14 protein-coding genes are annotated in these 14,584 nt (G+C 41.0%); 4 read left to right on the forward strand and 10 right to left on the reverse strand.

What is annotated here, in order from left to right; genetic code table 11:
* Position 1: 1 nt before the first annotated feature.
* Complete coding sequence (gene xylA / locus ACKRAT_RS13020) at positions 2-1,324, reverse strand: xylose isomerase (RefSeq protein ID WP_411842807.1); 1,323 nt, start codon at positions 1,322-1,324, stop codon at positions 2-4.
* A gap of 136 nt (positions 1,325-1,460) precedes the next feature.
* Between xylA and ACKRAT_RS13025 the strand changes: the two genes are divergently transcribed.
* Complete coding sequence (locus ACKRAT_RS13025; protein ID WP_411842808.1) at positions 1,461-2,612, forward strand: ROK family protein; 1,152 nt, start codon at positions 1,461-1,463, stop codon at positions 2,610-2,612.
* Between the two features lie 55 nt (positions 2,613-2,667).
* Here the strand turns inward: ACKRAT_RS13025 and ACKRAT_RS13030 are convergent, their stop codons facing one another.
* Together ACKRAT_RS13030 and ACKRAT_RS13035 are read right to left on the reverse strand one after the other, a co-directional pair.
* A complete protein-coding gene (locus ACKRAT_RS13030) occupies positions 2,668-3,675 on the reverse strand; it encodes an aldose epimerase family protein (protein WP_411842809.1) in 1,008 nt (335 codons plus the stop codon).
* 64 nt (positions 3,676-3,739) lie between these two features.
* Positions 3,740-4,879, reverse strand: a complete 1,140-nt coding sequence (locus ACKRAT_RS13035) for an ROK family protein (protein WP_411842810.1) — start codon at positions 4,877-4,879, stop codon at positions 3,740-3,742.
* 259 nt (positions 4,880-5,138) lie between these two features.
* Here ACKRAT_RS13035 and ACKRAT_RS13040 point away from each other — a divergent pair, with 259 nt between their 5' ends.
* From ACKRAT_RS13040 to ACKRAT_RS13050, 3 genes are read left to right on the forward strand one after another with little or no spacing between them, the layout of a single operon-like run.
* Positions 5,139-6,590 carry an MFS transporter gene (locus tag ACKRAT_RS13040; RefSeq protein WP_411842811.1) on the forward strand — a complete coding sequence of 484 codons (1,452 nt, stop codon included), beginning with the start codon at positions 5,139-5,141 and terminating at the stop codon, positions 6,588-6,590.
* A gap of 30 nt (positions 6,591-6,620) precedes the next feature.
* Positions 6,621-8,543, forward strand: a complete 1,923-nt coding sequence (locus tag ACKRAT_RS13045; protein WP_411842812.1) for a DUF1565 domain-containing protein — start codon at positions 6,621-6,623, stop codon at positions 8,541-8,543.
* A 32-nt stretch (positions 8,544-8,575) separates the two neighbouring features.
* Positions 8,576-8,884, forward strand: coding sequence for an ester cyclase (locus ACKRAT_RS13050; protein WP_411842813.1), 309 nt, complete (start codon positions 8,576-8,578; stop codon positions 8,882-8,884).
* A gap of 189 nt (positions 8,885-9,073) precedes the next feature.
* Here the strand turns inward: ACKRAT_RS13050 and ACKRAT_RS13055 are convergent, their stop codons facing one another.
* The 7 genes from ACKRAT_RS13055 to ACKRAT_RS13085 all read right to left on the reverse strand — a co-directional run bounded on the left by ACKRAT_RS13055 (position 9,074) and on the right by ACKRAT_RS13085 (position 14,399).
* On the reverse strand, positions 9,074-10,285 hold the full coding sequence (locus ACKRAT_RS13055; RefSeq protein WP_411842814.1) for a PD-(D/E)XK nuclease family protein: 1,212 nt from the start codon (positions 10,283-10,285) through the stop codon (positions 9,074-9,076).
* Between the two features lie 162 nt (positions 10,286-10,447).
* Complete coding sequence (locus ACKRAT_RS13060; protein ID WP_411842815.1) at positions 10,448-11,101, reverse strand: SDR family NAD(P)-dependent oxidoreductase; 654 nt, start codon at positions 11,099-11,101, stop codon at positions 10,448-10,450.
* A complete protein-coding gene (locus ACKRAT_RS13065; RefSeq protein ID WP_238983759.1) occupies positions 11,058-11,282 on the reverse strand; it encodes a hypothetical protein in 225 nt (74 codons plus the stop codon). The genes ACKRAT_RS13060 and ACKRAT_RS13065 overlap by 44 nt, the downstream gene beginning before the upstream one ends.
* Before the next feature lie 84 nt (positions 11,283-11,366).
* Positions 11,367-12,062 carry an amino acid ABC transporter permease gene (locus ACKRAT_RS13070; protein WP_411842816.1) on the reverse strand — a complete coding sequence of 232 codons (696 nt, stop codon included), beginning with the start codon at positions 12,060-12,062 and terminating at the stop codon, positions 11,367-11,369.
* Complete coding sequence (locus ACKRAT_RS13075; RefSeq protein WP_411842817.1) at positions 12,055-12,777, reverse strand: amino acid ABC transporter permease; 723 nt, start codon at positions 12,775-12,777, stop codon at positions 12,055-12,057. The genes ACKRAT_RS13070 and ACKRAT_RS13075 overlap by 8 nt, the downstream gene beginning before the upstream one ends.
* A 31-nt stretch (positions 12,778-12,808) precedes the next feature.
* Positions 12,809-13,639, reverse strand: coding sequence for a transporter substrate-binding domain-containing protein (locus ACKRAT_RS13080; RefSeq protein WP_411842818.1), 831 nt, complete (start codon positions 13,637-13,639; stop codon positions 12,809-12,811).
* A gap of 16 nt (positions 13,640-13,655) precedes the next feature.
* Positions 13,656-14,399, reverse strand: a complete 744-nt coding sequence (locus ACKRAT_RS13085; protein WP_411842819.1) for an amino acid ABC transporter ATP-binding protein — start codon at positions 14,397-14,399, stop codon at positions 13,656-13,658.
* Positions 14,400-14,584 lie beyond the last annotated feature (185 nt).

Below are 14,584 nucleotides of genomic sequence, written 5' to 3' on the forward strand. Positions count from 1 at the left end.
ACTAGACACCCCTGTTGACAGTAAGAATATATTGGTTGATTTGTGATTTAACCAGTTCGAGATGGTCAGATCTATTCTCGACTTCACTATTATCCAATGCGTATTCTTCCAATTCTTTAAAATTGGTTGTACCGTCTACGATTTTTTTGCCGATACCTTCTGCATACGTCTTATATTTTTCAGAAACAAGGGCTTCAAAGAATTCATCTTCAATCATCTTATTTGCAACACGGAGCCCCAATGCGAAAGCATCCATTCCGGCGATGTGTGTCAGGATCAGATCTTCCTGCTCGAAGGAAGTCCGTCTTGGTTTCGCATCAAAGTTCAGGCCTCCCTTACCAAGTCCGTCATTTTTCAATATTTCATACATTGCCATTGTCGTTTCGTATACATCCGTCGGAAATTCATCCGTATCCCATCCAAGTAAAGGATGGCCCTGGTTCGCATCCACAGAACCCAGCATGTTGTTGTCCCGTGCGTATCTGAGTTCATGCTGGAAGGAATGTCCGGCCAACGTTGCGTGGTTCGCTTCAATATTGAATTTGAAATCATTCTCCAGACCATACTTCTGCAGGAATGCATGTCCGCTCGCAACATCAAAGTCATATTGATGGGAAGTCGGTTCTTTCGGTTTCGGTTCGATCAGGAACTGACCCTCGAATCCGATTTCATTTGCATAATCTTTGGCCATTTTGAAGAATCTCGCCAGATTATCCAGTTCCAGTTTCATATCAGTATTCAGCAGGCTTTCATAGCCTTCACGTCCGCCCCAGAACACATAGCTGCTCGCATTTAGTTCGTTTGCGATATCCAGCTGCTTTTTAACTTTCGCAGCGGCATATGCAAATACTTCAGCGTTTGAAGAAGAGGCTGCCCCATGCACGAAACGCTCGTGCGAGAAATTGTTCGCTGTGTTCCAAAGCAGTTTCTTGCCTGTCTCATCCATCTTCTGTTTGATCAGTGCAACGATTTCATCCAGATTTTCATTCGATTCTTTTAAATCTTTTCCTTCAGGCGCAATATCCACATCGTGGAAACAGAAATATTCCACATTGAGAATTTCCAGCAGTTCAAAGATCGCTTCAACTCTTGCCTTCGCCCTGTCCATACCGTCCAGATGATCCCAGTTCCTTTTCGCAGTGCCAACACCGAATGGGTCGGATAAATCTTCAGTGAACGTATGCCAATATGCCACACTGAACTTCAGATGTTCAGCCATCGTCTTCCCGTTGATGACTTCTTCCGGATTAAAATACTTGAAACTTAAAGGATTGCTTGAATACGGTCCTTCATACTTTATCTGTTCTTGATTGAAATATGTCATTTTTATTCCTCCTGAATTAACTTTGTTTATTGGGTAAACAAAGAATAACTCTTTTTGAAAACGCTGTCAACAATAAACATATTTTCTGTGATATACTGTGATAAATTTAATTAAAAGTTAAGCGGGAGAAAACATTATGACTAAAAGTGTTATCAACCAACAGTCTATAAAACAATTCAATACGAATAAAATATTGAAACTGATCACTTCCATCGACACCATATCAAGAGCAGATTTGGCCAAACAGACAGGTTTGAACAAGGCCACTGTGTCGAAAATCACAGATGAATTGCTCAATGACAATCTCGTTGAAGATCTTGGCTATGGAATATCCAGCGGGGGAAGAAAACCCAAATTACTGAGGTTCAATCCAAACGCAAAATACGTTGTAGGAATAAATATCGGAGTCAGGGATATAGACTTCACCGTGATGAACATGCAGCTTGAAGTGCCCTACTCCACCCGCATAGAAATTGAGAATACAGATTATAATGTGGTTTCACAATATTTGGAGGACACTTTCAATGCGGCCCTTGATGAATTGAGAATCAATGCAGAACGGATTATAGAAGTGACAATCGCAGTACCAGGAACTGTGGATAGTGATGGGGTCATCATCCATGCACCAAACCTGGGCTGGAAAGACCTGGACTTGTCTGAAACTCTCGGCAGTACGTTTCATCACTTGCCCATCAGGGTGTTCAATGAGGCCAATGCAGGCGCTCTGGGAGAATTGAATCATATCGCCAATCCTGAAAATCAAAACCTGGTCTATGTCAGTGCGGGAATCGGTATTGGTACCGGTATAATCATTTCAGGCAACTTATATAAGGGGAGAATGGGAACAGCCGGGGAATTCGGGCACAATACCATCGTCGAGAATGGCCGGCAATGCCATTGCGGCAGGAAAGGATGCTGGGAAATGTATGCATCCGAGCAGGCACTTTATGATTCTTTGAATCAGAAAAACATCAATATCGATTTAAGTATAGAAAATGTTCTAAGCGAACTTGAAAGTAATAATGAAAAAGTGATTGAATCCACCAATGAATTATCATTGTATTTAAATATCGGCCTGGAAAATGTGGCAAGGGCTCTGAATCCCGATTATATCGTCATTGGCAACAAGCTGAAATATTTAATAGACTATTTAAATGTCGATGAAGAGATGCAAGGATCGAAAATCGTATTCAGTAAAAGTGACCGGCATACTACGATTGAAGGTATGGTATCAGTGATTACAAGAAAGTATTTGTATCAGAATAGATATTCTTTAAAAAGCATATGAACATAAAAACAAGCCTGTTCAAAATGATTTGAACAGCTTGTTTTCGCATATAAATTCACTTATTTACACCAAAACTGAATACAGTCTGTCTTTTGTAGATTTCGTTCCCATTTATCCTTACATCGAAACCAAGAGGTATTTTCAAAGCTGCCGGCGACTCCTGGGTCTCCAGACAAAAACCAGCATGTTTCTGAGGTTGCCTGTCTTTTAAATCAGTATTTTCATTTAAATTATTCCCTGTATATAATACCATTCCCGGGAAAGAAGTCGTGACCTTCAACGTACGGCCGCTTCTCTCGTCACTCACTTCGACTGCACGATTGTTCTTGTTAAAGATAAAGTAATGATCAAAACCATCATTCGCTATTTTCATCTGAGTATCCTCACTCTTGAAAACATCTCCGAATACTTTGCCTTCATTTAAATCGAATACACCTGCAGGCTCTTCTGCACTTATCGGAATCAAGTCCTCATCCATTTTCAAGAAGCTTTTAACATCCGCTTTTATAGCGTGATTGCTGACATCCTCAGTCAGATCATTACTTAAGTTGAAATATGTGTGATTCGTCGGAGCAACTACACTTGCTGAAACCGCATCCACTTCATACTCAAGTTTCAACTCATTATCATCACTAAGGCTGTACATGACTCTTATCAAAGGTCTCCCGGGGAATTCAGTTCCCATTTTATATTGGAAAACAACTTTTTCTTCTTCAACAGAGCTTTTCCATATCTTATTATATAAATTCAGATTCCCGCTATGCAGCAGATGGTTTCCTTGATTCGCTTTGAAAGAATAATTATCATCGCCTATAGTGAATTCAGCATTTTCCACCCTGCCGGCTATCGGGGCCACCACTGCTCCAAAGAAATTTCCATTCTCAAAATAGCCATCCAAATATTCATTTCTAAGTACAACGTTGTGAAACTCTCCGTGTTTATCAGGAACAAGTATTTCAGTGATACTGCAACCAATGTTAATAACTTTTACAGTCATACCGTTATTATTCTTCAGAGTGTACTCTATAATTTTATTTTCAAATTGTTTATATGATATTCCCATCCTCTTTCTCCTTATCTTCAATATATTTATCTAAATAAATTAATTATTCAGGATCGTCCAGCCGTTAAAATTTTAGTTTCAAATGATCCATCCCTAAAATTCTGTGGGTTATATATGATGATGCACCTAATAATATCGAGTGTTTAACATTAGATGACAATTTAATTGAAATTTTCTGGGAAGAAATTGATTCCAATTCTCTTCTTATTCTGATCATAGTTTCTGGAATTTCATTGATTAAGGGAGAGTTTAAATAAATTGTATCTGGATTAAATTGAACATTTACATTATGGATCAACAAAGCGATCATTTGAATGAACAAATCTATTTCATCAGTAACAACTACACAATTTTCCTCATACATTTTGCCAATTTCTTTTAAATCTAATTCTTTATTAAGTTTCTTCTGCAGACGATTAATTATCGCATCTTGGGAACAAACTTCTTCGATTTTCTGTAATTTGTAAATGCTTCCATCTTTAAAATGAAATAGTGTTCTTCCCAATTCACCTGCTTCCCCATTCAGTCCCCGGTATAATTTCCCATTAATAATCAAACCTGCACCAATACCCTTATGGATACTAATAGCTATTAAATTATTTATGTTTTTCTCATTGAAGTCTCGTTCGAAAATTGCAGATAAATTAGCTTCATTTTCAATATTAATTGGGACACCCGTTATTTTTTCAAACTCGTCTATTATCGACACATTTTTCAAATCCAAAAACGGACTATCTACTATATCTCTTTCATTGTCAACTATTCCATGTATTGAAAGAGAAATTCCTAACAAGCCGTTTGTTGTTCCCAACTTACTGTTAAAGTTCACTTTTTCTTTAATTGTATTAATTACCTCGGGCATTGTTTTTTCTTTAAGCAAGAAAGTATCGCATCTCATAATCTGTCCATTGAAAAAATTATACATCACTTCCAGGTAATCATAACCAATATCTATTGAAATCGTATAGCCATAATTCTCATTAATCGCTAAAAGTATAGGTTTACGTCCCCCAATTTTTGTACTGTCCCCCGCACCTGTTTCTTTGACAAAATGTTCGTTTTTCAGGTCATTTAATATATTAGTAACTGTTGCTTTATTCATATCCAAATTCTTGGCAATTTGGACCCTCGTGATATTCTCGTTATTAAAAATCTGTTGAAGAATCAATTTTGAATTTTTATCAAGTAATATTCCCTTTTCCATTTTATATCCCTTTTCTCTTCTAACTTGTTATTACTTCATTTTATCCATCATAACATGCAATATAAACTATTAATTTTCATATCAGCCATCCTATTACTTTCCAGAAGTTAATGACTGAATTTTCTTTCAATAATAACATTCTTTTTTAGAAAGCGTTTACAAATATAATCATAAGTGCTAGAATAGCCATCAAGTTGGTTAGTTTATATAAATTAACTAACTAAAATATATCACAAGCCTATCACAGGGGGTGGGAATAGTGACTGTTGAATATTTAGAAAGGGCAAAAAACAATCCGCTTGATGACCACAAGGGGAAAAGTATATCTCAGGGTGAAACACCCAAACTGAAGATGAATGAAAAGCTTGCGTTTGGAATTGGGGATTTTGGAGCGAACTATAGCTGGACCTTCATCGCTTCGTTCCTTATTATTTACATGACTGACATCGTAGGTATCTCTGCCGGAATTATAGGTACGATCATTCTGATATCCCGTATTACTGATGGTTTTACCGATTTATTCATGGGAACCGTGGTCGATAATACAAATACGAAAATGGGTAAAGCGCGGCCATGGGTTTTCTGGACGGCTCCAGTCCTTGGTTTATTAACCTTCATGCTATTCAATGTACCGGGAACTTTAGGCCAAACCGAGAAAATCATCTATATTTCAATAGTATATTTTCTGATTTCAACTGTTTTTTATACCGCGAACAATGTTGCCTATTCATCTTTGACTTCATTTATAACAAATAGTAAGAAAGACCGCGTTTCTTTAGGCAGTATCCGATTCATTTTTGCACAACTCGCCGTACTGTCCATCACTACTTTCACTACATTTATCGTGAGTGCATTTGGTGGCGGTCAGCAAGGCTGGACAGCAACGACAATCATCTATGCATTATTATGCGCCATTCCTTTAATGATCGCTGGATGGTTTGTTAAAGAGAGAAATGTCGCCAACAGAACTGATAGTAAAGGTACAAAGAAAAGAGTTCCATTTTTTCTCATAATGAAGGTTCTCCTGACAAACAAATATTTCATAATTACAATCACATTATACCTTCTCTGGTATTTGAGGCAGACGGATAATGCGATGAGAATCTATTATGCCACTTACATTTTCGATAATGCCGATATCATGGCTATATTAAGCTTGGCAACAACACTGCCTGCCGTCATTGGATTAATGTTTGCGCCGAAAATTGTAGAAAAGTGGGGCATCAGGAATAGTATTATCGCTGGATTGGTCATTTCACTGATTTCTTATGTGATGATGGCCGTCTTTTCCGAAAACCTTACACTCCTGACTATTGGTCTGATTATAAATGCGGTTGGTCTCGTCCCTTTTACTGCGGCATTGAGTGCCATAGTAGCAGACGTCGGAGATTTAATTTACTGGAAATCCGGTGTGCCGGTACAGGGATCCGTATTCAGTTTAACCAGTGCAGGGATGAAAATCGGTTCGGGTCTGCAGGTTGCGATTGTAGGATGGGCTCTATCCATGGGTGGCTATATTGCCGGAGCGAATATACAGCCCGAAAGCGCAATTATTGCGATGAAGGCAATGCAGATCTACTTTCCTTTCCTGATAGTAATAATTCTTATGATTATCACTTTTACACTGAACTATGAAAAATTCATACCTGCTGTCAAAGAAGAAATTCATATTGGGAAAGTGGGCGAAAACAGAACCAAAAGTCTGATGTAAATTTAAATATCCTGAAGGAGGAACTAAAAAATGTCATTTGAATATCATGTAGCAAAATCAGGATCCGATTCCGCAGAAGGATCAAAACAAAACCCGTTTCTAACAATCAATAAAGCCGCGTCGTTAGCAGTGGCAGGAGATAAAGTCATTGTATACGAAGGTGAGTACAGGGAATGGGTCAATCCACAAAATACCGGTTTAAGTGATTTCAGAAGAATTACTTTCCAGGCTGCAGAAGGAGAAAAAGTAGTCATCAAAGGTTCCGAGCAGATCAAAGACTGGAAGTTGGTGGAAGATGGTATATGGAAAGTTGAAATACCGAATGAGTTTTTTGGAGATTATAACCCTTACATTGAAGAGATTTTTGGAGACTGGGTTGAAGTGAATGATGGGAAGCATCTTGGCGAAGTATACTTGAATGGCATGTCATTCTATGAAACAGACGCGTATGAAAAGTTGTTCAATCCCGAGATACTAAAAGAAGTCCTGGACAATTGGACTGAAACAATTGTACCTGTTAAGAACCAGGAACAGACAAAGTACTTATGGTTTGCCGAGGTGGATGATGAAACAACCACGATATATGCCAATTTCCATGACTACAATCCAAATGAGGAATTGGTAGAAATAAACGTCAGGAAACATGTTTTCTATCCTGAAAAAACAAACATGAATTATATATCAGTAAAAGGTTTCGAACTCTGTCATGCCGCCACACCATGGGCTCCTCCAACAGCTGATCAACCGGGTTTAATCGGAGCACATTGGAGCAAGGGATGGATCATTGAAGACAATATCGTCCATGATGCCAAGTGCAGTGCCATCAGTATTGGCAAAGAGATATCGACCGGCGATAATTTCAGCAGCAAGAGAAAGGATAAACCAGGATATCAATATCAGTTGGAGTCGGTGTTCCAAGCTTTACATTCCGGTTGGACAAAAGAAAATATCGGGTCACATATCATCAGGAATAATACTATATATGATTGCGGCCAGAACGGCATTGTTGGTCACCTGGGCTGTATATTCAGTGAAATATCCAATAACCGAATCTATAATATAGGCATTAAACGTGAATTTTACGGTTATGAAATTGCGGGCATAAAACTCCATGCAGCCATCGATACGCAAATATATGATAATTGCATTCATGATTGCTCACTGGGTGTATGGCTGGACTGGCAGACTCAGGGGACCAGAGTAAGCAGAAATGTATTCTATAATAATTCCCGCGACTTATTTGTAGAAGTCAGCAGTGGTCCATACCTTGTCGATAACAATATTTTAACTGCCGACTATGCACTGGATAACCATGCCCAGGGCGGAGCTTATGTAAACAATTTGATAAGAGGGGAAATGGTCCACAGAAAGATGTTGGACAGAGCAACTCCATATCATTTTGCCCACAGTACGTTTGTCTCAGGCTTTGCTCCGGTTTACGGAGGAGATGACCGTTTTTATAACAATATATTCATCGGTGACAAAAAATTATCCCAGGTTGGGACTGATCACTATGATGGATATCCGGCATCACTGGATGAATATATTGAAGCAGCGTCTCAGGAAGAAGGGGATCATCAGGCATTCCATAAAATTAACCAGCCTGTTTTCATAAATAATAATGCCTATTTAAACGGCGCCTCATCTTTTGATAGAGAACAGGATAATTATGAAAATGGAGACTTTGATCCTGAACTTACTATTGTCGAAGATGGAAATGAAGTACTGCTCCACATTAAAATGCCTGAAGGCTTTGACGAGATATCAGGAAAAGTTTATGGAACTGAGAATTTGGAAAAAGTTCGGCTTGTAGATCAGGACTTCACACAGCCAGATGGTCAAAAATTAGTTATAGATCATGACATACAGAACAAGAAGAGATCAGATAAATCCCACATCGGACCTTTTAACGCTTTAAAGCAAGGCTCCTCTCAAATTAAGATCTGGGGATGAATTTAAAACACGAAAAGCGTGCTTTGCGGTTTATGCAAGACACGCTTTTTAATTTTGTCTCACTCTCTATAATGGTTACATTTTTCATTACAAGGAAATATTATTTTGACGATGTAGAAATGACTTTGGCAGTCGGAGTTATCGAGGATGACAAGTATGTTTCAGTCAGATGGACATTTATAGCGAAATATAACGGAAAAATAGATAGTGCAAACGCAAATGCCGGTACAGAAATCTTATTATCAGGCACGGATATTTTCTATATCGAGGACGGAAAAATCAAAGATTACTGGGTTTCTTCTGATGGTATCGATCTTATGAAACAATTGGGGATGTTTTGATAAAGCGGGATTGATAAAATTTTTGGAGATATTTTACGGAAAATCGATTTCGGAGCCGGACAAAAGAATTACAATCACGTCAATATTATCCGCCGGGAAATATAAAATCTCAATTGGGAACATATCAAAGTGAAAATTTTAAAATCAAAAAATCCCTCCCGCCAATACTCCGGGAGGAGACCTCTGGTTCTATGAATATATATCAAGGTCATTCTCAATAAACACTTTCTCGATTTCTTCCAGTCTATTGTCCATGAAGCTTTTTAACTTTGATTCTATTTCCTGCATCATCTGCACCGGATCATTTTCTCTGCCTTCATCATGCTTGTAAATATCAGTCAGGAACATTGAACAATACTGAGGGGAAAGTCTTTTACTCAACCTTTTGAACGTCGAAGGATGTCTCAGGGCTGTTTTATGCAACCTTTCCCGGTGTTCGCTATCTCCCGGTCCGATGACCAATTTAAGGAACAGCTTATCCTTAAAGTTAGCGACTTCGAATAACAGTATGCGGCCAGATTCCGTCCATCCCTCAGATGTCTTTGCGATATGTTCATCCAAATTTTTTGTTGTGAATCTCACGTATTGTTTATTGCTATGATCCGCAATCAAATCCGGATGACCGTCAATGATTTCAAGCAGTTTATCATGGATACTTTTGTAGATATCAGGTTTATATTCGAATATCAGATCCAGCGCCCGCTTGTGCTTAGAATAGATATCCACGCAGATTTTTTCCAGTTCCTTATCTCCCACAATGTTTCTCCTTAGTATACTTAAATATTGTTCAATGAATATCAGGCTTTCTTTACTCATAGCTTGTCTTCTTATCTTCAGAATCGACTCCAAAAACTCCATTATTTTCTCATAGCTCAAACTCAGCCAGTTATCAGTATCACTTGCATCGTCACCTTCCGGTGTCAGATATATGTAGAGCTTCGTATAATCAGGAAATTCACTCTCAATGATTCTTCGGTATTTATTCAGCTGGTGGCTCGATTCTTTGCTCCATATTTTGTTTTCTATGACTAGTACAAATTTATTGGACTTGGAAATTCCCAAAATATCGATATTCGCCCATTCTCTCCTGATAATCATGTCATTGAAATCCTGGAGCAGGATCTCCAGCGGCTTGTAACTGATTGCCGGTTCTTCCCGGCTGTCATGTTTCACACAATGATGGATGACTTTCTTGATGAACCTGTCGTCGAAATTGTGATATTCCGCCGGATTAAGCAGCCAGCCTAATACATTGCTGTGACGAATCTCCTTATGTATGATTCCCAGGACTTCGAATGCATTGAATCCGGACTCATGTTCTTCCAGTTTATCGAGAATCTCAATATCCATGAGAAATTCCTGCAGGGCCTGCCTGTCTTTCTGATATTTTAAATGCTCCATCCGTTTCACCCTCCCTCGCTGTTCAGCATTTAAATTATATACCCGAGCAGCGAGGATAGGTAGATGATTATTTACACCTGGAATTTGTTCTTTGTGCCATTCCTCCGGTTTCCTAAAAATCTCTGCATCTCTTTATAATCCAGCTTCTTGCAAGCGACATATCTAAGGCAGACTCAGCTGCGTCGTCCTGCCGCCGTCCACTGTATAGAGCTGACCAGTAATGAACCCTGATTCTTCGGCTGCGAGGAATGCAACAAGTGCCGCCACCTCTTCAGGCGTCCCTGTACGCCCCACCGGATGGATACGTCCAATATCGCGTCGGAACAAATCCGGATCAGATGAATTGTCTATGAAATCCTGATTCAGCTCTGTATCAATCCAGCCGGGTGCCACCGCATTACACCGGATGCCTTCGCGTCCATGATCTACAGCCACCGACCGGGTCAAGCCATGGATCCCTGCTTTAGTAGCGCAGTATGCTGCATGATGGGGATTGGCTGCTATTCCTTCAACCGGGCCTGTATTGATAATGTTCCCCGTTGTTTTTCGCAAATAAGGCAGTGCTGCTCGGATCATCAGAAAAGGTGCTGTGAGATTCACATTTAGATTACTCTGCCAATCTTCTATGCTCATTTCTTCAACCGGAGCTTCCATCATCATGCCTGCATTATTCACCAGTACATCGAGTCGTCCCTTGCTCTCAATGACTTCTGCAATAATGCTTTCCGGTTCCTCAGTGTTCGAAAAATCTGCAGTTATGCATTCAAAGTCCTCATTCTTCCTCCGCTGTACGGTGATTACATCCGCCCCCCTCATCTTGAAACCGTTGGGCGATTGCTTTGCCGATGCCTGAACGTCCACCAGTTACGATTGCTACTTTACCTTCAAAGCGTTTCATTTGTCCTGTCATTTCATTTTCCCCTATTCTAATTATCTCCAGATTTTCAAAGCCCTGATCGAACTTTAACATAGTACTATGCTGGATCATCCAGTTCAAAAAAGAATGCCTCCTGACTGCCGCCGAAAAGCACCGTATAAATAAAAAACCTGAAGCCAGGCTCCAGGTTTCTTGAGGATATCTCTACACATAACCTCTTCTCATTCTGTTCTCCAATTTATTGACCACATAAGTCAGCGCCACACAGATCACCCAGTATACCAGTGCAGCCGCTACGAATGCTTCCAGATAACTGAATGTCTGTGCACCGACCAATCTTGCCTGAGCAAAGATATCGACTACCGTAACCAGGAATGCGAGCGACAAGGCTTTGATGATGATCAGGAAGGCATTCATCGTATCAGGCAGCGCCTCTGTCATGACCTGCGGTATGATCACTTTCCTCAGCGTCTGGCTTGTACTGTACCCCAATGATTGGGCAGCCTCTATCTGGTCCTTATCCAATGAATGCAGGGCTCCTCTTATGATCTCCGATTGGAACACTGAATAACAGATGCTGAAAGTCACGATGACTACAGCTGCGGAATTCAGCGATGCCGGATCAAATCCCACGCCGAATAAAGACAGGAATGACGTAACAACCAGCGGCAATGAGTAATACACCAGGTACAGAAGGACGACATTCGGCGTCCCTCTCAGAAATGACTGCAGTACCGCAATGATCTGTTTAACCACCGGTATATTCAGACTTTGGATGTATGTGAGCATCGCTCCCAATATGAAAGAAAGGATCAGGATGACTAAAGCCAGGAACAATGTTTTTGGAACGACTTTGACGATTTCGATCAGGCTTTCAAATACAGTGACAATATCAAACATTGTATTCAGCCTCCTCTTTCATCTCATATCCCGTCCTGTTAAGTACCCGCTTCTTCCTTCTTTCGAGATATCTTATGATCTGCTCGGAAGCGAATGAAATACCCCAGTAAATAAATGCTACTGTGAGGAATACTTCAACCTGCTGCATGCCGAAGGAACCGGAACTGATTATTGTCGCCAGCCCCATTATATCCACCACACCGATCGCGAAGACCAGTGAACTGTCGTGGATCAGGTGGATGATTGCATTTCCGAGACCCGGCAGCGCAATCGGGGTCATTTGCGGAATGATGATCTTAGTCAGCTTTTGGAATCGTGTGTAACCGAGACTCTCAGCCGCTTCATGCTGCCCTTTTTCAATTGCCAGATATGCCGGTCTGATCACTTCGGACATGTACGCCCCATTGTATATGATCAGGCAGACGATCGCAGCCGTCACCGCACTTATATTTGTCACATCAAATCCCAGCAGCTGGAGCAGCACCGGAATCCCGAAAAAGAACAGGAACAGCTGCAGCAGAATGGGGATGCTTCTCGTAAATGATATATATAAGTCGGTTATAAGGTTGAGTACCGGCACTTTTCTGATTCTTATACTCGCAACCGGGACACTCAGCAGAAAGCCGAAGACCGCAGACACCACTACGACGAGCAGGGTAATCGGGATGACCCTTAAAAACTCCGGTAGAATACTTATCATATATTGAAGATCCACAATTCATTCTCCTCTTCATGCAGCGTTTCGATTACTCCTCGTACTGGAAGATATCCTCTCCATAAAACTCGTTCGAAATATCGGACAGTACACCTTCATCCTTCAGTTCAGCCAGTGCCTCGCCGACCTGCTCATTCAATTCCACGTTCTCTTCCGAATCATGGATCATGAAGTAGGTTGGATTCACTTCAACGGGTTCTGTAATATGTATGTCCAGTCCGCCCTGTTCAATGATTTCATCCTGTCCCAGGTTGGAAGGGTTCACGAATGCATCATATGTACCGGCGTCCACTTCCTTCAGACGATCGGAGGTCGGAATGCCGCCGTCTGATGTCTTGAAGTCAATCTGGTTATCCGGATGCTCTTCATTGTATGCCGTCAACAAGTTGAACACACCGCCTGTCGGTGTCACCGGTACAACTTTCTTGCCTGCAAGGTCATCGAGGCTTTCGATTTCTCCCTCCATGCTTGCTGTCGCGAATATCTTCATCAGGCTGAATCCGTTATGTTCAGAGGGAACCAGGTAGCTTTCCTCTCGTTCTTCGGACAATATCAACCCTTGTGCAATCATGTCATACTGGCCGGTATCCAGACCGATTTCCGCCGCGCTGTCACTCGTACCCTGGATGTTGAATTCATAGTCCTCCAATTTTTCATCGACTTCTTTCAGGATCTCGACCTCGTAACCCGTCAGTTCACCGTCATCTCCCGTATAACTGAGTGGTTTCGATGAGGATGGGACTGCCACTTCAACTGTTCTCGTTCCGTCCTCACTTGCTGTCGCATTCTCTTCTCCGCCACTGCCGCAGCCGGCAAGGAAAGCCCCCAGAACCGCTGTGAATATTATTAGTTTTTTCATCATTCATCTCTCCTGTCTCTTAATGTGCTGCTGCATAGAATTTATTCAGGAACTGCTGTGTCCGTGCATTATCCGATTCTTTGAATATCTGTTCCGGCCTGCCGGATTCGGCAACCTGTCCCTTGTCCATGAACACGACCTTGTCCGAAATATCCTGGGCAAATGACATTTCATGCGTTACCAGAATGATCGTCATCCCCGACTTCGCCACTTCCTCGATGGATTTCAGGACTTCACCGACCAGTTCAGGGTCGAGTGCGGAAGTCGGCTCGTCAAAAAGGATGACTTCCGGCTCCACTGCAAGGGCCCGGGCGATGCTGACACGCTGCTGCTGTCCCCCTGAAAGCTGGTTCGGATATGCATCCACTTTCGCTTCGAGCCCCACTCTTTTCAGCTCTTTCATACTTTTTTCATATGCTTCTTTTTTGGATTTCTTCTGGACTACCATCTGGGCGTCCATCACATTCTCTATGGCTGTCTTGTTCTTGAATAGATTGTATTGCTGGAACACCATTGCCGTTTTCCTTCTGAGGTTCAATGTCTCTTTTTTATTAATGGAGCTGAAATCGTAATCAAGTCCACCCAGGGAAATAAAGCCGCTGTCCGGTTTTTCCAGCAGGTTGATGCACCTGAGCAGGCTCGTCTTGCCGGTACCGCTGGGCCCGATCAATGTGACGACTTCGCCTTTTTTCACTTCCAGATTGATATCCTCAAGCACTTTATTGCCGTGAAAGGATAGATTCAAATTTCTTAAGTTAAGCACAACGTCACCCACTCTATGTATAGTCAGAATAATAAAAATGATATATTTATTATAAAGGTTATTACCTACTTGTCAAATAGGGATTAAGTGATTATTTCTTACTCACTATTGAAAAAACGACTGAGTTGATGCGATAATAGAGTAATTCATAGTCTAATTGTTGGTTTTAGGAGAGGAGTATCATC

The sequence above is a fragment of the Salinicoccus sp. HZC-1 genome (assembly GCF_046736035.1).
GTDB lineage: Bacteria > Bacillota > Bacilli > Staphylococcales > Salinicoccaceae > Salinicoccus.